20 protein-coding genes are annotated in these 20,907 nt (G+C 55.1%); 15 read left to right on the top strand and 5 right to left on the bottom strand.

Annotated elements, in window-relative coordinates; genetic code table 11:
• Nucleotides 1–22: 22 nt before the first annotated feature.
• The 8 genes from TU80_RS19175 (at nucleotide 23) to TU80_RS19145 (ending at nucleotide 8,632) form a co-directional block, all read left to right on the top strand.
• Nucleotides 23–748 (top strand): PFL_4669 family integrating conjugative element protein, encoded by a 726-nt coding sequence (locus TU80_RS19175; protein WP_008437331.1) that lies wholly within the window; start codon nucleotides 23–25, stop codon nucleotides 746–748.
• A 5-nt stretch (nucleotides 749–753) separates the two neighbouring features.
• A complete protein-coding gene (locus TU80_RS19170) occupies nucleotides 754–1,293 on the top strand; it encodes a DUF3158 family protein (RefSeq protein WP_008437334.1) in 540 nt (179 codons plus the stop codon).
• 15 nt (nucleotides 1,294–1,308) lie between these two features.
• A complete protein-coding gene (locus TU80_RS19165; RefSeq protein ID WP_008437336.1) occupies nucleotides 1,309–1,773 on the top strand; it encodes a single-stranded DNA-binding protein in 465 nt (154 codons plus the stop codon).
• A 110-nt stretch (nucleotides 1,774–1,883) separates the two neighbouring features.
• On the top strand, nucleotides 1,884–2,309 hold the full coding sequence (locus TU80_RS19160) for a hypothetical protein (RefSeq protein ID WP_008437339.1): 426 nt from the start codon (nucleotides 1,884–1,886) through the stop codon (nucleotides 2,307–2,309).
• A 178-nt stretch (nucleotides 2,310–2,487) separates the two neighbouring features.
• Nucleotides 2,488–2,685, top strand: a complete 198-nt coding sequence (locus tag TU80_RS31805; RefSeq protein WP_073845721.1) for a CrpP family ICE-associated protein — start codon at nucleotides 2,488–2,490, stop codon at nucleotides 2,683–2,685.
• 99 nt (nucleotides 2,686–2,784) lie between these two features.
• Nucleotides 2,785–4,689: a type I DNA topoisomerase gene (gene topA, locus TU80_RS19155; RefSeq protein WP_008437341.1), complete on the top strand. Its 1,905-nt coding sequence runs from the start codon at nucleotides 2,785–2,787 to the stop codon at nucleotides 4,687–4,689.
• A 110-nt stretch (nucleotides 4,690–4,799) separates the two neighbouring features.
• Nucleotides 4,800–6,680, top strand: a complete 1,881-nt coding sequence (locus TU80_RS19150) for a hypothetical protein (protein WP_019818088.1) — start codon at nucleotides 4,800–4,802, stop codon at nucleotides 6,678–6,680.
• Nucleotides 6,677–8,632, top strand: a complete 1,956-nt coding sequence (locus TU80_RS19145; RefSeq protein ID WP_024073377.1) for a DEAD/DEAH box helicase — start codon at nucleotides 6,677–6,679, stop codon at nucleotides 8,630–8,632. Before TU80_RS19150 ends, TU80_RS19145 begins: the two co-directional genes overlap by 4 nt.
• A gap of 255 nt (nucleotides 8,633–8,887) precedes the next feature.
• Here TU80_RS19145 and TU80_RS19140 read toward each other — a convergent pair whose 3' ends face one another.
• Genes TU80_RS19140 through TU80_RS19120 form a run of 5 tightly spaced genes read right to left on the bottom strand, consistent with a single transcriptional unit; the run spans nucleotide 8,888 to nucleotide 12,332 of the window.
• Nucleotides 8,888–9,436 (bottom strand): arsinothricin resistance N-acetyltransferase ArsN1 family B, encoded by a 549-nt coding sequence (locus TU80_RS19140; RefSeq protein ID WP_008437347.1) that lies wholly within the window; start codon nucleotides 9,434–9,436, stop codon nucleotides 8,888–8,890.
• Between the two features lie 19 nt (nucleotides 9,437–9,455).
• On the bottom strand, nucleotides 9,456–10,190 hold the full coding sequence (gene arsH / locus TU80_RS19135) for an arsenical resistance protein ArsH (protein ID WP_008437348.1): 735 nt from the start codon (nucleotides 10,188–10,190) through the stop codon (nucleotides 9,456–9,458).
• The gene (locus TU80_RS19130) at nucleotides 10,190–10,660 is read right to left on the bottom strand and encodes an arsenate reductase ArsC (protein ID WP_008437349.1); all 471 of its coding nucleotides are present in this window, start codon (nucleotides 10,658–10,660) and stop codon (nucleotides 10,190–10,192) included. The genes arsH and TU80_RS19130 overlap by 1 nt, the downstream gene beginning before the upstream one ends.
• Before the next feature lie 9 nt (nucleotides 10,661–10,669).
• Nucleotides 10,670–11,959 carry an arsenic transporter gene (locus tag TU80_RS19125; RefSeq protein WP_008437350.1) on the bottom strand — a complete coding sequence of 430 codons (1,290 nt, stop codon included), beginning with the start codon at nucleotides 11,957–11,959 and terminating at the stop codon, nucleotides 10,670–10,672.
• Between the two features lie 22 nt (nucleotides 11,960–11,981).
• Nucleotides 11,982–12,332, bottom strand: coding sequence for a metalloregulator ArsR/SmtB family transcription factor (locus TU80_RS19120; RefSeq protein ID WP_008437351.1), 351 nt, complete (start codon nucleotides 12,330–12,332; stop codon nucleotides 11,982–11,984).
• A gap of 456 nt (nucleotides 12,333–12,788) precedes the next feature.
• Between TU80_RS19120 and pilL2 the strand changes: the two genes are divergently transcribed.
• Genes pilL2 through TU80_RS19085 form a run of 7 tightly spaced genes read left to right on the top strand, consistent with a single transcriptional unit; the run spans nucleotide 12,789 to nucleotide 20,899 of the window.
• Complete coding sequence (gene pilL2 / locus TU80_RS19115) at nucleotides 12,789–13,946, top strand: PFGI-1 class ICE element type IV pilus protein PilL2 (protein ID WP_019818090.1); 1,158 nt, start codon at nucleotides 12,789–12,791, stop codon at nucleotides 13,944–13,946.
• On the top strand, nucleotides 13,946–15,760 hold the full coding sequence (gene pilN / locus TU80_RS19110; RefSeq protein WP_019818091.1) for a PilN family type IVB pilus formation outer membrane protein: 1,815 nt from the start codon (nucleotides 13,946–13,948) through the stop codon (nucleotides 15,758–15,760). The genes pilL2 and pilN overlap by 1 nt, the downstream gene beginning before the upstream one ends.
• Before the next feature lie 3 nt (nucleotides 15,761–15,763).
• Nucleotides 15,764–17,095 carry a type 4b pilus protein PilO2 gene (gene pilO2 / locus TU80_RS19105; protein ID WP_024073376.1) on the top strand — a complete coding sequence of 444 codons (1,332 nt, stop codon included), beginning with the start codon at nucleotides 15,764–15,766 and terminating at the stop codon, nucleotides 17,093–17,095.
• Complete coding sequence (gene pilP, locus TU80_RS19100; protein WP_057005134.1) at nucleotides 17,085–17,657, top strand: type IV pilus biogenesis protein PilP; 573 nt, start codon at nucleotides 17,085–17,087, stop codon at nucleotides 17,655–17,657. The genes pilO2 and pilP overlap by 11 nt, the downstream gene beginning before the upstream one ends.
• A 12-nt stretch (nucleotides 17,658–17,669) precedes the next feature.
• A complete protein-coding gene (locus tag TU80_RS19095) occupies nucleotides 17,670–19,229 on the top strand; it encodes a GspE/PulE family protein (protein ID WP_019818093.1) in 1,560 nt (519 codons plus the stop codon).
• Nucleotides 19,219–20,358, top strand: coding sequence for a type II secretion system F family protein (locus TU80_RS19090; protein WP_019818094.1), 1,140 nt, complete (start codon nucleotides 19,219–19,221; stop codon nucleotides 20,356–20,358). Before TU80_RS19095 ends, TU80_RS19090 begins: the two co-directional genes overlap by 11 nt.
• A 25-nt stretch (nucleotides 20,359–20,383) precedes the next feature.
• A complete protein-coding gene (locus tag TU80_RS19085) occupies nucleotides 20,384–20,899 on the top strand; it encodes a type 4 pilus major pilin (RefSeq protein ID WP_019818095.1) in 516 nt (171 codons plus the stop codon).
• Nucleotides 20,900–20,907: the final 8 nt, after the last annotated feature.

Here is a 20,907-nt window from a genome sequence, read left to right as displayed (position 1 = left end):
CTTCCCAAGGAAACACTGCACCATGGCTGATAACTTCCGGCTCAACATCGGTTCACTGCGCAGCGATGTGAAGCTCACCCTTCACACTCACCACGCCGCTCGTATATGGATGGGGCGCCCTAAAAATGACCTCAAAGCCGGCATCATTGGTCTGTCAGGGTTCTGCACTGTCGTCAATCGAATGTCTCGAGGCGCCCAACAGGATGATCCCTACTCTGACTGGTGGATGATCCTCCTCGAGGAAAAGATCAACGATTCCAAGGAAGCGTTAAAGACCATCGAAGATCGCCTGGACACAGCCATGGCCTCTCTTCCACCGGCCATCAGCATTAGCGAAAACCTCTCGATCCAGCCTGTCAGCCTCCCGCTGTACATCTCCAATCCCCTGGGATTTCAGGCTGTGTACCTGCTGACGAACTACGACGAAATTGTCAGACGCATTCTGTTGGCCCAGCACGTTGGCCTTGTCGGGCGCCACGATATGGAAACCTGGATCGACGAAGGCGCAGCGGTACTGCGGAGACTGTTTGGTCTGGCCCAGATCTATAAGTACTCAGGCGCTGCCCGCGACGACTTCGCTGCAAACAATGCCAAGGCTGAAGCAGCCCGCAAAATGTACGAGCGGTACGGTGAGCTGCCACAAGACATCCTGGAAGGCACCCGCCGTTCGAATTTCGCGCCACCGATCATCCGCGGTCAGCAGCAAACCGAGACGGATGATCATCTCGATGACCCCGTTGAGGGTTAAAGAGCATGGGCCAGATTCCCTCCAATGATGGGTCGCTGCAACAGACCGCCTTCCGGCCACTGCAACAGGAAGCCTTCCAGCGACTGCAACAGGCTGCCTCACTAAAGGGCCTTTTAAAGCCTTTTAAAGGTAAGGGGGAGCTGACCCAATTTGCCGATCTTTGCCGAGCTCAAGAATCGGACTTAAAAGCTCTTGCCCAGGAAGTGCTGAGCCAGGCCCGCCGATATCCATTCACCCTAGTTCCAGTGCGGTTGACTGAGCAGAACACCCAAGCCGGCACCCAGTTTTTGAGATGGCAGCAGGTGACAGATCGGCGGATGGGCGTAGGGGTTTGGGCAGAAATGATGGGCTCACCCAGAACACCGGAATCCATGCTGCAGGATCTTTACGTGATGGAGCTGCAGCGCATCACCTTGAATATGCAAATGAGTTTGCTGCACTCGATCACCAAACAGGCCGCCGAGTGCGCAGAAAAAATGGGCCAGGCAGAGGCCGTGTATACCGCTCGCCTGCAGCAGCTCAACAACCCAACGCAACACCAATAACCTCGGAGAATACTCATGGGCACGCCCGTACAAGGCTGGGAAGGCAATATCGGTTCTGCACCGGAATTCAAAGAATTCCCCAACGGCAATAAAGACCCACGTCGACTCATGCGAGCCAACGTTTACTTCGACAATTCGATTCCGGATGGCAAAGGCGGCTACGAAGATCGTGGCGGTTTTTGGGCGAATGTGGAGTGGTGGCACAAGGACGCCGAGCATTATTCGCAACTGTTCCAGAAAGGTATGCGAGTGCTGGTTTCCGGTCGCGCCGTTATGGACCGTTGGAAGAACGACGATGGCGAATTCGAAGCTTTGAAAATCCAGGCCAGCCGGGTCGGCATGCTGCCACACCGCGTGACCATGGTGAATCTGGCGCCTTCGCAAAACCAGAATTCGCAACAGTCCAACAGACCCGAATCGCGGCCGCAGCCAGCTCCAGGCCCGGATGAATATCCAGATACCGATCCACCGCAATTCTGAAAACAGGGGCTTAATTTTTCGGCCCATTCGTGTAGCTGTCGGTGTTGGGGGAAACAGCTCATCGTTTCCCCCGACCTCATTAGAGAACCACTACAAATTAGGACGTGCCGATGGATGAAGTTTTGAGGGACCCAACAGGGTACGTTGTCATTGGCGCAGAGCACCCAGCTTTAGGCCGTGTTTACTGGGCTTACTTTGATGAAAGCGAGGTGAATGCTCCGGACTACTACGGGCTCACCCTGGACATAAACCGAGCATCATGGGCTCCAGTTGGGTGGCGAACGGGAGAGTATCTGATGGGGGGCCGTGGAGAGACAGACCTTGATACCTGGCAAGCCCGCCGATTTATCAACACCTTGCTCGATGAATACCGCTTAGATACTGAATACCGCGTCGACTTTGACGACGACGACGAAATGACTGAACACTTATACGGCAAGCTGGAACAACTACGTGTTCAAAGCGGACAATCCACTCAGGACTTCATCGCGTGGATCAGAGTTGCGAACTGGACGGACGAGCCAGCTTCGAATTGACATCAAACCGCCAATTGGTTGGCAAAAAATCGCGCCATTCGTTAACTTTCAGGTTGAGTCACACTTCCATTCGGCTATCTCAAGCACAGAAGTTTAAAACTTCCGTTTTTGATGCAAAAAAATGCGCTATTCGTGATGTTACTGTCTGATAGATCTGTTCTTCGGGGACCGATAGCCAATGGCGCAATCTCGAACTTCTTTGAAACCAGCAGATAGGCGGCAATTCAATAACCCCCATACTGCCGTTCAAATAGCCGGTGCTGACGCCGCCCGAAAAGGGCTACGGGTGTATGACTGCCCTTACCACCATCCTGCGATGCGCGCGTCGTGGCTAAAGGGCTTTGCCCAGGAACAGCAGCTGACGCTGGACCTCTAGCCGCTAAAAGCCTCCCGTTGTGCATTGACCATTTCCCATTGAAGCCTTACCTGCCATGACGTGACAGTCCCGCTCTGCATAATTGAGAAGGGGCACACCGTGAAGCTATTGATCATCGAGGCACCTGGGAAGCTGAAAAAGCTTCAGCCAATGATGAAGAAACTGCGCCCAGGCGAACACTGGTTGGTTGTCGCCAGTGGTGGGCACATACGTGACTTGCCCGCCAGAGGGCAGGACGACAGCATGATCACCACAGGCGTCCGCAAAAATTACACACCGGTGTACGAGATCCTGGATAAGAGCGCCAAGGCCGTGCGGACCATCAAGGCCGCAGCTAAACAGGCCGATGAAATCTACCTCGCAACCGATCCGGATCGCGAAGGTGAAAGCATCAGCTGGCACATCCAGCAGGTACTGGCGGTCAAATCCTACAAACGCATCACCTTCAATGAAATCACCCTGAAGCGTGTCGCAGAGGCTCTAGCCAATCCTCGCCAAATCGATTTGAACAGAGTCGCGTCACAAGAATGCCGGCGTGTACTTGATCGTTTGGTGGGTTACCTGGTGACTCAGGAGCTACGCCGACTGATGGGCAAGCCCACCTCTGCAGGCCGCGTGCAATCGCCTGCCGTATACCTGGTGGTTTTGCGCGAGCGCGAGATCCGCAACTTTCAGGTAATCAACCACTTCGGTGTGCGTCTGAACTTTGTGGATATGAATCAGGGCACCACCTGGTATGCAGACTGGCAACCGGTACCGGATTTCGCGAGCAAAGACTTTCCTTACGTTCAAGATGCCAACCTGGCCCGACTCGTCGCCGGCACACGTAATGTCGTCGTCGAGTCCTGTGAAGACCGCAAGGCCGAGCGCCACCCACCCGCGCCCTTCATCTCTTCCACCCTTCAACAAGCAGCCAGCAACGCCTTGAAATGGGACCCGGACAAGACCATGCAAGTCGCCCAGCGATTGTATGAACAAGGCGTGATCACCTACCACAGGACGGATAATCCCAACGTACCAGACGAGGCCATGGAGGATATTAGAACCGTAGCTAGATCTATCGGATTGAAGACCGTCGACGAGCGACGTACATTCAAGGCCGCCGAAGGCGCGCAGGAAGGCCACCCCGCTATTACCCCGACGCATTGGGCTGATACAAAAGCTGGTGAGAACGACGAGGAACTCGCCCTGTACAAGTTGATTTGGGTCCGGGCGCTGGCCAGCCAGATCGAAGCGGCGGTATTCGACGTGCGTGCTGTAAAACTGCTCGCGGTTGGCCCAAATGGTAAGGCTTTGCGATTCAATGCAACTGGTGAAACCCTTTTTCATCCTGGGTGGCGGAAACTGCTCAAGGGCGATGACACAGACGATGAGGAAGATGGAGCAGCGAGCAACCCAGTTCCTGCACTCACACCAAAACAGATCATCTCTGTGCACAACGGAGAACTGCTGAAGAAGAAAACTCAGCCGCCATCCCGCTACACCAAGGCCAGTCTAATCAAAGAAATGGAGCGCCGCGGTATTGGTCGTCCCAGCACGTTCGCCTCGATCTTGAAGAACATCACCAGCAAAGGAATGATTGAGGAAAAAAGCCGCAAGCTGGTACCGGCGCCGCTGGGGGAGGAAACAATCGCGAAGCTGGAAGGGTTCTACAGTTTCGTGGAGCTCGATTTTACGAGGGAGCTGGAGCGGGATTTGGACAAAGTCGCCCAGGGCCAAGACACCTATGGAGCTGTCGTTGCGCGTCTGCATAGACGCCTGGAAGAGGAACTGTCTCAGCAACGTGGAATGCCGAGTGTGCCGATGGCGTCCGCTCCACGCCCAGCCACAGCAGGTGGCGCTTTCAACTGTCCCAAGTGCAATCAACCCCTCGCAAGGCGACAAAAAAAAGGGGGCGGTGGCTATGACTTTTGGGGTTGCACAGGCTTCAAATCGAATGGATGCAAGGTGAGTTTTCCAAACTTGAATGGCAAACCAGATCTCAATAAACCCAGAGGGGTGTGACTTCTGCCATTGCCGATATAAATCACCGACAACGCCGTTACGCATTAACCCTAGAAGCCCACCATTCCTATACCTGACAGTCCTCTGCGAAATTGCAGAGGAGGTCATGGGTGAGCGTACAGAAGAGACAATCGGTGGTGGGGCTGCGCATCTTAGCGCCGAAGCTGGAGAAGTTCTCAGACCGGCAAATTGAAGTCGCCCAGACCTGGGCTTTACAATTTAACGTACCGCCCTCCCAGCTGACCTCCTTCATCGATACCTATCTGAGTTCCACTGTCCATACTCGTTGCTGGTGCGTAGCCCTGCCCTCTACAGATGATCAAACACGGCGGCTCCTGGCCAGAATCGGCGATCACCTCCAGTACTTCGATGGTCATCAGGTTAAGGCCTGCAAAATCTTCAGCAAGGACCGCGTGCATAAGAGAAAACCCACCGCAATGGTGGCCCAGCAGCTACTGCTCAGGTTTGAAAAACGCTGGTATGCAGACGTCCTACTGACCTCCTTCTGCAAGTCTGCTGGAGAGAGGGCGAAAGCCCTTTCGATTGAAGATCTAGGAAGCTTTAATCGCCGCGGCTTCGATTGGACGGCGAGCAACAATCGGTACTTCAATCCCCGCACCCGATTTTACCTGAAGCAGATTGGCAGCACGCTGAAGCAGTTTTGCCAGTGTCTGGACCAAGAGCTTTTATTCGCCATTCGTTCAGCGCAATGTCCCTCACCCAAGCTCTATAACTGGCTGGCTCAAGGTGACCGAAAACGCCGCCTTCAGGCCCTAAAAGCCCAGCCAGTACTGATTCCACTTCTGGTACTAGCAGATCAATGGCCGTGGCCGTGGGATGGGCAGCAGCAGGTATACATGAACTGCCCATGGGATGAACTTCAGGCGTGGCGCCCATACTGGAGTGAGGACCGTTATTTGATTTCCGCTGAAGAGTGCCTGGTAGGTCGCATAGCCGACGCGGGCCTCCCCCTTTCCGACACACTGGCTTGGCTGCTACAGGCGCCGCGCGCTGCAGTGCGCTACCTGGGTCAACAGCGGGTATTCGATACCGGCAGTGCATTGACCCGTATCAGCCGCGAGGGGCCACAAGGACCCTGGCATCGACTGCTGCTGGGAGCCTCACTGGGCAATCGCCGTCCTCTTAAAAAAGCGCACTGGATCACTCTCTTCGCGCTGCTGGATAAAATCCCGTATCAACTGCTGGATCAAACGCAGGACTGGAACAGGCTGCTGTCAGGGTGTCCAACTGATTGGTCGGACGACAATTGGTCCAAAATCGCCGACGACTTTCGAGACCTGAACGAGCTCTTTAACAACGTTGATGAGAGCGACGGACCAGCTTCTGGTGAAGCACTGCAGAAACTCAAAAGCTTCATTGCTACTGCTTCCTATCACCAGATCGCCAGCTTGGTGAATGGCTTTCACCTCGCGTTGATAGACATCCGTGAGGCTTTAGATGCAGTAGATCCACAAACAAGAACAGACTCTTTAACGCCCTGGAAGCCGCTGCTTTATTCAACCAGCACACCCCTCGTGAGTCCAAATGGGCTGCAAATTATCGAACTGAAGTGCCCCGCCGATCTTGATGCGGAACATCGAGCGCTGGGCCATTGCATTGATGGTTACGACTACAGTGCTTATCGGGGCATCTGCCGTCTTTTTTCGGTTCGCGAAAACGGGAAATCGTTGGCCTCTGCAGAAATCCAAATGGATGAAAGTGCCTGGGGCGAAACGTTAGCAAAATTGACTCCCAAACACCTGGTGACGATACAACTGAGAGGGCTCCGCAATCGCACACCTAAGTCGGGCTCCAGGGTTGACCGGGCCTATCAATGGTTTTGGGCAAAGATCAAATCGGGTGAGCTCGCCATTAACCTGGAATGGCCCGACCAAACACTATCCATGTCGCGCTATACAAATCGAAACCGGAAAAAAATGCATGCCCAGGCCTGTGCGGAATGGATCAACCAACGATTGAGCAGGACATGAGTCGTCCACGTCTGATGAACCGCCGGCAGGACCTGGTCGAAAAAGTCATTTTTGACGGCTATGACTTCGGGGTCTTAATGCAATACGTTGAGGGTGCGAACCGGCTGTTTCTCGAACGTAATGGTTTCTATATTCGGCGTGCCGAGCATCCTCAACATCGCTATTGGCGATTACCAAAAGGCAAGTTGCTGGATGACCTGGATGTGCTCTTCCACCGTTTGATGGAGTTGTCCGAGGACCGTTTCAATGAAAGTTGGGAGACGTTTTCACATAAAATCACAGCCGCACAAAACGACCCAGATCGGCAGGCATTCACGTGGGGGCTGACCTTTCGGATAGCTCCACTCGTTCAGGGCGGGATCCTGCTGTCAGGTGACTACCATCCTGGCGCGGTCGCCGTTTCAAGGCGCATGCACGGCGTGTTTCTCGGGCATTCCAAGTCCTGGCGCATTGACGCTGGTGCGGAAGTGGTGCGAAGCAACTTGATCCTGGAGCTTGGATTGTCGGAGGATCAGTTCGAAATCCTCGACACCGTGCAAGAGCTGCTGACCGACGGATCCGTTGTTCCAGCTGATGAAATCACCCGCATCAGTCTTGGTGGACCGCCACAAGAGCGCGCAGCAAAAGCGGCTGACGATAGCACCTCAACCGATGTGTATTTAGCCGCGGTGCCCTCAATCGAGCGCACCGGGTCCACTACCGAACAGATTAACCAGGCATTGGCTGGTTATTCTTTACTGGACCATCAACCGGCAGGCATCCGGCACTTGCTACAGCGCACAAGCGCCTTGCTTGCGGATGACATGGGGCTTGGTAAAACTCGCCAAGCAATCATTGCCGCTGCAATCCGAGCAGCTAATAGACCCATCTTGGTTATCACCCTGTCGACGTTGATCATCAACTGGCAACGCGAAATCCAGATGGTGTATCCCAAGGCCACTATCGGCCAACAGGTCTTTGATCCCTCTTCGCAATGGATTATCACCAACTACGAACGCCTTGGCGATTTTGTTCTGCATGCAGGACACTTTGAAGTGATGATCATCGACGAGGCGCACCGCCTGAAAGAGCCGACCGCCGCGTGGACACGTCACGGCTTCGACATTGCCGCCAAGATACCCAACCGTTACCTGCTGACGGGTACGCCAGTCCTCAACCGAGAATCTGAGCTGCACACGCTGCTACGGCTATCCGGCCACCCCGTTGGGAAACTGCCCTTGAAAGAATTCTGCGAACAGTTCGCCGGCAGTCAGGATTTCCGCATGAATCTGCGGGGCGCAATCGGCGATTGGATGCTCCGTCGACGCAAGGATGTCTTGCCCGGTCTCAAGGGCAAACAGCGCCAAACTTTACCCATCGAACTCACTGCTGAAGAGCGCAAGCAATACGATCAAATTCGGCTCGAAGACAGGCCTAGCCTCGCCAGGTTGGGATCACTGCGTCAGTTGCTTGAGCAGGTAAAGATTCGTGTCGTAATGGATCTGCTGTGCGAACTGGACGCGGAGGACAAAGTAATCTTGTTCTGTGAGTTCAAGGATACGGTAGGAACACTTCGCACTCGGTGCAAGCAAGCTGAGTACGGGTGCGTCACGGTTGTCGGCAGTGACTCTGTAGGCAAACGGCAGAAGGCGATCGATCAATTCCAAAGTGATCCAGAAACCCGCGTCTTTGCCGCCACTACCTCCGCTGCCGGCACCGGCAACAACCTCACTGCGGCCAACTATGTGATGTTCCTGGGCCTCCCCTGGACGCCTGGACTGCAGGACCAGGCTGAGGACAGGGCCTACCGCAATGGGCAATTGCGCATGGTCGTGGTGAAAATCCCGCTGGTGGAAAACACAATCGACCAGATGCTTTGGCAAATGCTGCAGGATAAGCGTCAGTTGGCAAGTGACCTCATTGAGCCCGACGCGGCCGGCAACGCGAGACAAGCATTGGCGACCAATTTGTAGATCTGCGGTATATCACTGCTTCTTAGTGGCTGAGACCTTGTAAACGTACTTGGAACCATTACTTTTGTTTTCTGGAATCTAATAGGCCTCCCCATCGGCAACAATAGTTTCGTTCGATATCTGCAAACTTCCGAAAGTGGCAAATCTATTTCGATTTTACCCACTTTGCTCGTATTCATTTCGAGGAGTCGAACATAATTGACTTTGTTACGTATTAGAATCTTCCCATCGCTCATAATGGCCGTCGAGACCCATTCAGAAGAGACTGATCTCACTGAAAGGCACGGACAGTTTTGGCGGACTCGTTGAATCCAGCGCGATACGCCAATATCCAACATCATGCCAAGCGCCATGCTTGAATCCTACTTCTGGATACGTACCGATGTGAGCGAAGCCTAGTGCTTCATGCAGCCCCACGCTGCCATCGTTTGGCAGCGCGATCCCGGCAAAGGCTGCGTGAAACCCTTGCCTTTTCAATGTCGGCAGCAACACGCCATACAGTGCCCGGCCGACCCCGCTACGGTGCGCTTCTGGCGATATATAAACGGTGACGTCGACCGACCAGCGATAGGCCTCACGAGCCCGGTGCTGACTGGCATATGCATAGCCGATGAGCTGGCCGTCTCGCTCCGCTACCAGATACGGGTAAGTCGGCAAAGTCGACCCAATCCGCTTGGCCATCTCTTCGACTGTGGGCGGCTCAAGCTCAAACGAAATCGCCGTATGCTCAACCATCGGTGCGTAAATTGCCTGGATGGCTTGAGCGTCCGAAATCTGCGCAATCCTTACTGTGGTGTTGCTCATCCTCTATCCCCTTGGTCGCTCAAATCGATCTTTGATTGACTCGTTTCGAGAGTGCTTCGGCGCTTTCCTTGCGCTCCGAATAGCGGTCTACCAAATACGTTTCCCGGCCCCGAACCATCAGCGTGAACTTCATCAGTTCCTCCATCACGTCCACAACACGGTCGTAGTAGGCGGATGGCTTCATACGCCCTGCGTCGTCGAACTCCAGAAAGGCTTTGGGTACTGACGACTGGTTTGGGATGGTGATCATCCGCATCCAGCGCCCGAGGATCCTAAGCTGGTTTACCGTGTTGAAGGACTGTGATCCACCGCAGACCTGCATGACGGCCAACGTCTTGCCCTGGCTGGGGCGGACAGCGCCCAACGTGAGAGGTATCCAGTCTATTTGGGCTTTGAATACAGCAGACATTGCACCGTGACGCTCTGGCGAACACCACACCTGTCCCTCTGACCACAGAACCAGATCCCGCAGCTCTTTAACCTTTGGATGGTCTTCCGGAGCGTCATCAGGGAGAGGCAGACCCGAGGGATCAAAGATGACGGTCTCGGCTCCCATTAGGGTCAGGATGCGCGCGGCCTCTTGGGTCAGCAGCCTGCTGAAAGAGCGCTCACGGGTTGAGCCATACAGCAACAAGATGCGTGGTTTGTGAGTCGGTTGCTCGTTGCCTTGCAGGCGATCCAGTGTGACGAAGTCGATTAGCGACTGATCCAGATTAGGTAGATCCAGGCTGCTTTCCGAGGAAAATTCGTCCATTACAGTTCACCTATTTGATCTAGCTCGCGCTTCAGTTCCTGCGGTGTGAGCGCCGAATGATCCAAGCTGAAGAATGCCTCGAAACGCTTTTTAATCTGGACGACGGTCGCGTCAAATGCGGCTTGGATGTCGCTGTCTGTGCCTTCTACATCGGAAGGGTCGGCGAGGCCCCAGTGGCTTTTGACAGCAGGCCCGAAATAGACCGGGCAGGGTTCGCCTCCAGCCTTATCACACACGGTGATCACCACATCCGGTGGTGAGTCCGAAAACACCTCTGAGCCTTTGCTGTAGAGATCTGTGGTGTCGATACCAAGCGCTTGCAACGTACTCACGGCGCGTGGATTCAGTTGTCCGCTTGGGAAGCTGCCCGAACTGACGGCGTTAAAACCGCTCGGGGCCAGGTGGTTGAACAACCCCTCCGAGAGAACGCTCCGGCAGCTGTTTGCCGTACACATAAATAGCACTTTCATGGGTTTCTCCTAGACAGGGATGCTCAGCCGCGACGCCAGTGCCACCAGCGTTACCAGCAAGATAGGGAGGGTGAGGATGCTGCCGACTTTGAAGTAGTAACCCCAGGTGATGCGGATATTTTTCTGCGCTAGCACATGCAGCCACAGCAACGTGGCCAGGCTTCCGATGGGCGTGATCTTGGGGCCAAGATCGCAACCGATGACGTTGGCGTAGATCATGGCCTCACGTACCAGTCCTGTAGCGTCGCTGCCCTGAATGGACAGAGCGCCGATAAGCACACTCGGCATGTTGTTCATGATCGAGGACAACAGCGCAGCGGTGATACCGGTGCCCAAGGTAGCGGCCCATAGGCCATGCTCGGCAAATATGTTCAGCAGCCCCGAGAGCGAGTCGGTTAGGCCAGCATTACGCAGGCCATAGACCACCAGATACATGCCCAGCGAAAACACGACAATTTGCCAGGGCGCGTCCTTGATGACCCTTCTCGTGGAGATGATTTGGCCTTTACCTGCGATGACCAGCAGGATCATTGCACACGCAGCAGCAACAGCGCTGATGGGGATACCTAACGGCTCCAGTGCGAACAGACCAACCAGCAGCAGGCCAAGTACCCACCAGCCAGCAATGAAGGTCGCCCGATCTCGAATCACCGACTCCGGGGCCTCAAGCTGATCCGCGTCGTACTGGGCGGGAATGTCCTTGCGATAGAACATCCAGAGCATGAACAGTGTCGCGGCCACGGCCACTAGGTTCACTGGCCACATGACAGAAGCGTATTCACCGAAACCCACGCCAAAAAAGTCTGCCGAAACGATGTTCACCAGGTTGGACACCACCATCGGCAGACTGGCGGTATCAGCGATGAAGCCTGCGGCCATCACGAATGCCAAGGTGGATGCCGGGCTGAAGCGAAGCGCCGTCAGCATCGCGATGACGATTGGGGTCAGAATCAGTGCGGCTCCATCATTGGCGAACAGTGCCGAAACGGCTGCACCGAGCAGGATCATCAGCGCAAACAGACGTCCGCCTTTGCCCCGACCCCAGCGAGCGACATGAAGCGCCGCCCATTTGAAGAATCCCGCTTCATCGAGCAACAAACTGATGATGATCACAGCAATGAAGGTCGCGGTAGCGTTCCAGACGATGTGCCACACAACCGGCACATCCCCTAGACTTACGGCGCCAGTCAGTAGTGCCAGAACGGCACCCGCTGCCGCGCTCCAGCCGACACCTAACCCCTTGGGTTGCCAGATAACAAAGACGAGCGTAACTACGAAAATCGATGCTGCGATGAGCATGAGTATGTTCCAGATCAGGATGTCAGCAGCAGGAGGCTTGGCGCACGGGTCTGTCTTCCATGGAAGCCAGCCGTCCTTGATGGTCGTTAACCCAGGACTGGTGTGCCTGCGTAGTGACGTTCAGAACATCCAGTGCCCACTGTTCAAGCTCGGGATGCAGCCGGTAGTAAACCCACTGACCCTGCCTCCGATCTGCGAGTAACCCGCAAGCACGCAGTTGGGCAAGATGCCTGGAGACCTTCGACTGGTTATCGTCCAGTGCCCAGATTAACTCGCACACGCACAACTCACCCTCAGCCGAAAGCATGAGCATGATCCGGGCGCGAGTTTCATCACCCAAGCACTTGAAGAATGTGTGTGGTGTAAGGCTCATAAGCAATCGCTCTGCATATGTGGATAATCGAATATGCAGATTTAACCACGTTCAGCCTGCTTGCACAAATGCCTGTGGCGGGAGTTAACGATGGGGATCAATGCTCACCGGTCGACCACAGGGTAACGACCAGGAGGGATTAACAATCGCCTCAGCACGCGGACGGAGATTTGATGTTCGAATGGATGTTCGCTGAACGCGATTTTGGATTCATTACTCTAGGCGTAATGGCAGGATAGCTGGTCAGGTCGAATGCAATTGAGTGGTCAGCGTGAATGCAAATGAATGCTCAGCGTGAATGGAAATGGGTGATCAGATACTAGGTAATTTTCCACCTCGGTCGCGTCATCTTTGTATAGCCTATAAATACCTATAGACGTAGTTTTCTATTTCCTACTGCGCAGCTGGTACCAGCCTGTCACCGTTCCCCTATCATTACAGGGGGCCTCTCGGCACATGATCAGGCACGTCACCACGCTCTCGCTTCTAGCGTTAATCGCCAGTTGCACGACCCAAACGGCGCAGACACCCAAGCCCGCTTTCGACAGCAGTCGCAATCCGGACATGTTGACGCCAGACCTCTATCCTGGCGGCGCCGTTCCTGAAAAAGAACCAGTAGTGCGCTATGGCCGCTACACCCTCGTCAGCACGCTGCCAGATTCTGGCCAACGTGACCTGATGGCTCAGATTATCGACATCAGCATTCCAGCCAACATGCACCCAAATGTGCATGAGGCCATGCAGTACGTGGTGGACCGTTCAGGTTATACGCTTTGCTCGGCAGACTCTGGCCACGTCAACATCCTTTACACCCGACCACTCCCAGCAGCCCAATATAAACTTGGCCCTATGACCCTGCGTAACACCCTGCAGGTGCTCGCAGGTCCGGCCTGGCAGGTGAAGGTCGACGAGGTCAACCGTCAGGTGTGCTACGTCCTGCGCCCTGGCTACCAGCTCCCGGACTCTCCACGTCCTGCATCAACTCAGATTGCTCAACTCAACACATCGACAGCTGCACAGCCTATCGCAGCGAAGAGCAATAACAATGATGCGGGCAGCCAAGTAGTAGTCGCCGCCGTTCCCCAAACAGCGCCTTTCACAACAACGGCATCAGCCGCTACCCCTGTGGCGAACGCTGCACCAGCCAAAACCGTGGCCCCTCCTACGGTGATTACCAAGGATGGCTCTACAAAACAAACGTCTGCCTTGCCGACTCAGAGTCCGGCCTCGACTTCGTCCAGCAACCCAGATGCCAAGGCCGCTTCAACTCCGAAACTGGTCACCGCGCCGTCCGCAGTTTCTGCAGCGCCAAAGCCGGTTGCGACGGACATTGCAGCGCCGAAGCCGCTGGCCCAGACATGGACGGCTTCAACTGGCTCAACCCTTCGTCAAACCGTCGAAGGCTGGGCTGAAAAAGCGGGCTGGAAACTGATGTGGCAGGTCGATGATTTGGATTACTCAATTGACGCTCCACTTCGATTTGAGGGCAGTTTCCAAGAAGCCATTGGGTCGATTTTCCCTCTCTACGACTCGGCTCCACGGTCCTTTCTGGTCGATGTGGTCGACAGTAACTCCTCACAGCGGCTGATTTTTATTACAGAGAGGAACAAATGATGACTGCTCGTCTCTGGATCAAAAGCACAGCCTTGTCACTTATCGTCGCACTGGTGAGTTCCTGTTCGCTGCAGCGTGTGAATGAATCGGCCAGCCGAGCTGAAAATGACGCTGCGACAGCCTCTCAATACAGCCGATTTCTGAGAAATCAGCAGCAAGAGTCCGCGCGCGCTACGGTGGTGTTCAGCGACAAACCATGGGTGTCCAAAAAACCGCTGGTCGCCAAGCGTGGTTTACCGCTGACCATGGATTGCGACATCACCTATCGCCCCTCATATAACGTTGGGATCGCTGAGATCGCGCAGTACATCACTAGTGAATGTGGTGTACCGGTCATCGTAGCCCCTGACGCAATCGACCCAAGTGTCCTTTCCAGTTCGACGCAGGGCAACTCAGGACCTGCAGTTCCACCTGGTTTGGGCTCTGCCGACAACCTGACCAACTTCATGCCCGCCGGCGTCATCGGCAATGTTCCGAGCAACGCCCGCTCAATGAATTCGATTGGGCTGACTGCACCCAACACATTCCCCATTAAGTACAGCGGCAAGCTGTCAGGGTTGTTGAATCAAGCGACCTCCCAGTTGGGCTTAGCGTGGAATTATTCCTCCGATGATCGAAGCGTGCATGTCACTTACTTCGACACCAAGACGTTCGACGTCTGGGCATTTGGTGATGACCAGGTCATTGAAAGCACAGTGAAGTCGGGCTTGCTGACCGCTACAGGCAGCGGGAGCAGTTCCGGTGGTGGTGGCGGCGGATCTTCGTCGACAGGTGCATCGGGTGAATCAGGCAGCAACCAGAGCACCACCGTTACCATCAAGACCTCGCTGATCGGAGACATTGAAAAAAACGTCAAGGCGATGCTGAGCCAACAGCCCCAAGGTCGGATGTTCCTCTCGCGTTCCACTGGCACCCTGACGGTAAGTGATCGACCAGAAGTACTCTCAAACGTTGCTAAATACCTGAATTCGATCAACAGCAGTATCACCCGTCAGGTGTTGTTCAACGTCAAAGTTTTCGAGGTAACTCTCACCGACACAGACCAGACCGGCCTGGACTGGACGGCTGTCTATACGTCCTTGAGCAACAAATGGGGCTTTTCGCTGAAGAATGCCACCACCGGCATAAGCACGGGCGCGGTGTCGGGCTCGTTGAGTATTTTGGACACGTCGAAGTCTCCTTGGGCTGGCTCCAACTTAATCATCAAAGCACTTTCCGAACAGGGCCGAATCTCGAACGTTCGCTCGCCGTCGGTCACCACGCTGAATCTGCAGCCGGCACCCATCCAGATCGGCAACGTAAAGAGCTATGTCGCATCAAGCTCGACAACCACTACGGCTTCCGTTGGATCGTCTACTTCGCTCACCCCCGCGACTATCACCAGCGGCTTCAACATGATGTTGCTCCCTCGAATCATCGACCAGGACAACATGTTGCTGATGATCACCCTGAGCATGAGTAGCAAACCGACCTTCACCACTTTTACGAGCAACGGCTCCAGTGTCCAGACAGCGGATTACGACACCAAGAATCTGTCGCCCAAGGTCAAATTGCGCAGCGGTCAAACCCTCGTACTGACTGGTTTTGAGGAGAACAGCGAAAACGCAACCAAGTCTGGCGTAGGGGATCCTGGATTCTTCGGTTTGGGCGGCAGCCGTGTCCGCACCACAGGGCACAGCGTACTCGTAGTGCTGATTACTCCTGTTGTTGATAGCGACACAGGCAGCCCCAGCGCGGTGATTTCACCTGCTGCCAACGAGCCTTGGGGCTCTTGCCCTACCCCACTGCTGCATTGCACAGGTTCCAAGGGGTAAGCCATGGTTGCGGAAACCTCAAAAAATGCACGCTCTGCTCGAGTCCAGGTACTCCAGTATCGTGGAAAATCATTTGTCACCGGTCTGCGCTGGCATCCGCTGGGTAGTGTCACCGGGCACATGAAGGAAGCGCGCCAGTACGGTCGTGAGCACCACCTCGACATTGTCGCCATTAGAAGAACACCAGCCATTATTCAGGCAGGTTTTGTAGCGCGCAGCGAGGAGGTCATCAAAGGGATGTACTCGCTCGCGGCCACCCTGGCTGGACAGCTGGGGGACTCATGGATCGCGGCCTGGAAAACTGAAAGCGAGATTGACCAATATGCCCTCGTTGCTGTGTATCAAGGTGGCGTGATCTCTGGCTGCGACATGATCGGCACTGGTGCTGAGGTCCGCCGCCGAGTCGCGCAACAACGCAGTCGTGGGATCAACTTCGACAACGAGTACCTGCCCCCAGAGTTCGATATGGGCGGTCAACCACTGGACGTGGCAGAGCTGCTTCAGCCGTCGCATCTAAAACGCGAGTACCGGCTACGGCCACTCGTCTTTGGGCTATCCAAACCAGAACTTGTACAGCTGGCGGTTCTTGGCGTGCTGATCGCTGCCGGCATCATCGGATGGGCTCAATGGCAGAACCATCAGGACCAGATAGCCAAAGAGGCGGCTTTCCAGGCTGAACAGCAACGCCTGGCAGAGTTGGCCAGACTGCAAAAAGAATCCGGTATGGAACAGACGCCCCAAGCGCTTGAACACCCTTGGGCCAAACGTCCATCTGTTGCAGATTTCCTGGAGGGTTGCAGCAACGTCATTTATCAGTTGCCTCTGTCCATTCAGGGATGGCAGTTCACGAGTGCCGTCTGCGACGGCGCACAGGTTTTGTCCTCCTATAAGCGCTCGGGCAATAGCACGGCCGACAAACTGATACAGGCGACGCAGGGCCACTTTTCTGATCGGCCGGCCTTCTTTGACGAGGGCAACTCGGCCACGTTGAAATTCGACATCTCTCTACCCGCAGCCGGTGATGAGCCTCTAAAAGACGCCATCGTGATGTTGGCGAACCTGTCGTCTTGGCTGCACAGCTTCACTCAAACCCCAGTGCTGAAAGAAGTGCCGGTCGTTGTGCCCATTCAACCAGCGATACCGGGCCAACCTGCGCCACCGCCGCCCCCACCGCCTCAATGGAAGCAATTCGAGCTGAGCTATGCCACTGGCATTACGCCGCTGGACTCATTATCCGGCGCACCCAGTCAGGGCTTACGGCTGCGCGAAATCACAACCAAATATGAGACCGGCCACCTTGTCTGGTCAGTAATAGGTGACCTATATGCGAAATAAAGCGCTGTGCTTTTTGTGCTCCATCCTTGCGTTAGGGGCACCATCGAGCTGGGCAGATGAGAACACCCTATCTGGGGTGAACGTCGGCGAGCTGGCCCAGATTCAAAGCCAGACGATCTTGTTGAATGCCAAAGCCGAGAAGGCCAAGGCCGAAAGATCGATCAAGGGCGAAGACCAAAGTGCGACGACGCAGCCGTCAACTGTGTTTTTTTCTCAAGGAAACCTCACACAGCCGGCTGCAGCCTCGGCGCACAGCAGTGATACACAGTCTGACTTGCCTGTCGTGAAAGCGGTATTCGGCTCAGCAAAACGGCTGCGTGCGACTCTGCTCTACAGCAGCGGATTTGAAGTAGACGCAGATGCCTCATCTCGGGAGTTACCCGGTGGCTATCGCATGGCCATCCTCTCCGTCGAAAACGTGACCCTCGAGCGTGGCGGTAAGCACTACCCCCTCGGCTTTTCCAGTACGCCCCCGGCCAGCTTGAGCAACGTTAACAATTCAGCCCCCAGCATTACCCCATCAGCACCTATGCCGCCTGGGCTGATCCCTGGCCAACGTTGATTGAGAAGTTCGATGACGATCCTGACTGAAAAACCAGATGTCATAGAGCCTGACAGTGATGAGTCTGCTGCAGTCCTACTGACGTCGCACCAAATACTGCTGACGGCCCCTGGTGGACCGTTTGAGCTGAAACCCGAGCTGCGTCAACTATGTGCGTTGACCAGCGATGGGATTTTGTATGTGTCAGCCCAACACCAAACGGATGCCTATGTCATGGCATTCGAGGACCAGCTGGAACACGAAAATCACCACTTTGAGGTCAAGGTCTGCTCGATGAGCACAATCAAGGCACTCTACCGCGCCAATGATGATGCAAATGGTAAAGCACTATCGGCGACTGAGACGAAGCGCCAGGCCCAGGTGGTGCAGCTTTTAGGAGAAGCCCACCGGCGCAATGCCAGCGACGTCCACTTTGTCGTAGGTCACGATATCACTCGAATCTTCTTTCGCATCCACGGGCTCTTGTGGGAGGCAGAACAGCACCAGAGCCAGGTGGGCATGGAGCTCTGCTCGTCCCTCTACAACAGCATGTGCGATGTCGCGAAAGACCACTACCAGCCGCAGGTGAGCCAGGACGCCAGGGTAAAACGCGCCTATGTCGACCAACTCGGTTTGTTCGGTGCCCGAGTCGCCACTCGGCCGCTCGTAGATGGCCCTCTGATGGTTTTGCGTCTGCTGTATGACGACAAAACCAAAATGACGCTTAGTGATCTCGGTTTCCTGACGCAGCAAATTGATGCATTCAGCCGCATCCGCAGCTTGCCTTATGGGGTGAACCTGATCACTGGACCCACCGGTTCCGGCAAATCGAAGTCGCTGCAGGTAAACCTGAACCTCTTGCACGAAGAGTGCGGTGGAACAAAACACATTCTGACGATGGAAGATCCACCTGAATATCCACTTCTCGCCAATCAGTCACCGCTGGGCGCCGGTGAAACCTGGAATGACGGGATCACCAATTCCATGCGACTCGACCCTGACATTCTCATGTATGGGGAGATCCGGGACCTTGCATCAGCACAAGCGGCTTTCCGCGGCGGTATGACTGGTCACCTGGTGCTGACGACACTGCACACCAACAACGCTGTAGCAGCTCTTCAACGACTGATCGACATGGGTGTAGACCGACACCTGGTTACTGATCCTGCACTGATGACAAGCGTGGTCAATCAATCCCTCTTGCCCGTGCTGTGTTCCCACTGCCGCGTCCCCGCACGCGAGCATCTCGGGCAGCTCAACAGTGCGCTGGTGCAGCACTTGCGCGATTTGGAAGCGATTGATGAGACCTACCTCAAAGGACCGGGATGCCCGCATTGCAAAGGCTTGGGCATCACCGGTCGCACGGTGGTTGCGGAAACTTTGCTCACCGACCTTGAATTCATGCGCGTTTTCAATGGGCAGGGTGCAAGTGCGGCACGTCGCCACTGGGTCAAGGAAATGGGCGGTATTACCAAGACCGCACACACGATCATCAAACTGAAACAAGGATTAGTAGACCCCCGCCACGCCGAAATGACGGTGGGGCCGTTGGACTTTGACCGGCAAATCCTGGAGCTCGCTCATGCTGAGTGACGTCAGAGCGATGCTGAATCGTTGGGCAGAGACCTTCTATGCCAAGCAGTTTGGCAAAAACGAAAGAATCCAGTTCTACGAGAGCCTGATGGGCATCCTTGAGGATGGTGTGTCGCTTGAAGACGCACTGCACACGGTGGCCAGAGCATTCAGCGATAACGGGCAGAAGCTCCATCCAGTGTCCCTTGCCTGCAGGGATATCGCGCAATCGGTAAAAGGTGGGAAATCGCTGAGCATTTCCTGCGAAGGCTGGGTTCCCTATGACGAGAACTCTTTGATCGCTTCCGGGGAAGACACCGGCAACCTGGTGCAGGCATTTCGGGACTGCGTGAGGATCATCGAAGTACGTCAGCGGATCAGCAAACTCGTAGCGTCCGCCACCGTTTTCCCCTCCATGGTGTGGAGCGTCATGGCGGCGTTGCTGTATGTGATTGCAGTGTGGATGGTGCCCTCCATGACACGACGCTCCAACCCCGAGGCGTGGACCGGCGTGCCGGCCTTCCTCTATGCCCTATCGAATTTCGTGACCCACTACGGGCTAGTGACGCTGATAGCTGTAATCGTCTTTATCCTCATATCGATCATCACTCTACCCGTGTTTTGCGGCCTTCAGATTACGGCCGCCAGCCCTTCGTGGAAGCTGCAGTTGAACAAGCTGCTCCAGGTCCTGCGAGTCCGAGCAGAGAGGCTCCCGCCTTGGTCAGTCTACAAGGCGCTCCACGGATCGATCTTTCTGCTCAACATGGCTGTGATGCTGCGCTCCGGCATCAACCAACTAGATGCGCTGACCTCTCTTCAACGCAATGCCTCTCCATGGTTGAAAGAGCGCCTGAGCGCCATTCATTACGGAGTGAGCGCCGGCAAAAACTTCGGTACCGCATTGAAGCTTGCGGGTCATCAATTCCCAGACCCCATGGCGATGCATTTTCTGGAAGTGCTCGCCACCCGCAAAGGCTTCGCTGAGTCGATGGAACGGTTTTCCAACCGGTGGCTGGAGCAAACGCTTCAGCGCGTCGAAGCCATCGCCAAATCTCTTATCGGCATGTCCTCCATGGCCATGGGGGTCATGATGATTCTGGTAGTGGTCGGGATCTTCCAGTTGGCCGGCAATGTGACTGCAACGCTTTAAATCAAACCTAAATGAGGTACTGGAAATGCCAACAAACACTCAAAACAACCAACGCGGATTTCTCTCCCTGGACGGGATGTTCTGGTTGATGCTGATCGCGGTGGCACTTGGTTTCATCGTGTTCATGGGCTACAGAACGTTCGGCAGCTCGGACGTCACCATTGAACAGAGCAATCTCGGCACGTTGCTGAGCAATACCAAACGACTGAAAAGCACCACGGGCTACGCCACGGCAGGCACCAACTTGGCGCCTTCTTTGATCAACCTCGAGGCAACTGGCGGCATGAGCATCAACGGTAATGCCCTGTCCAACCGCTGGAACGGCGCAGTGACCGTAATGAGCAACGGCATGACCTTCACCATCACAGAATCCAACCTTCCGAAAAATGCCTGCATCACCCTTGCCTCGAACATGGCCAAGGACAAACAGACAACGACGGCGATCAATGGCGGCACTGCAATTGCCGGCGAAATCACTGCGGTGGCAGCTGCGACCAGCTGCTCCTCGGACGCCAATACCATCGCTTGGACTTCGTACTAAGGAACTCA

The organism is Pseudomonas veronii, from assembly GCF_001439695.1.
GTDB classification, from domain to species: domain Bacteria; phylum Pseudomonadota; class Gammaproteobacteria; order Pseudomonadales; family Pseudomonadaceae; genus Aquipseudomonas; species Aquipseudomonas veronii.
The sequence above is the reverse complement of the archived record's forward strand: the minus strand, read 5'-3'. Positions and strand labels throughout refer to the sequence as shown.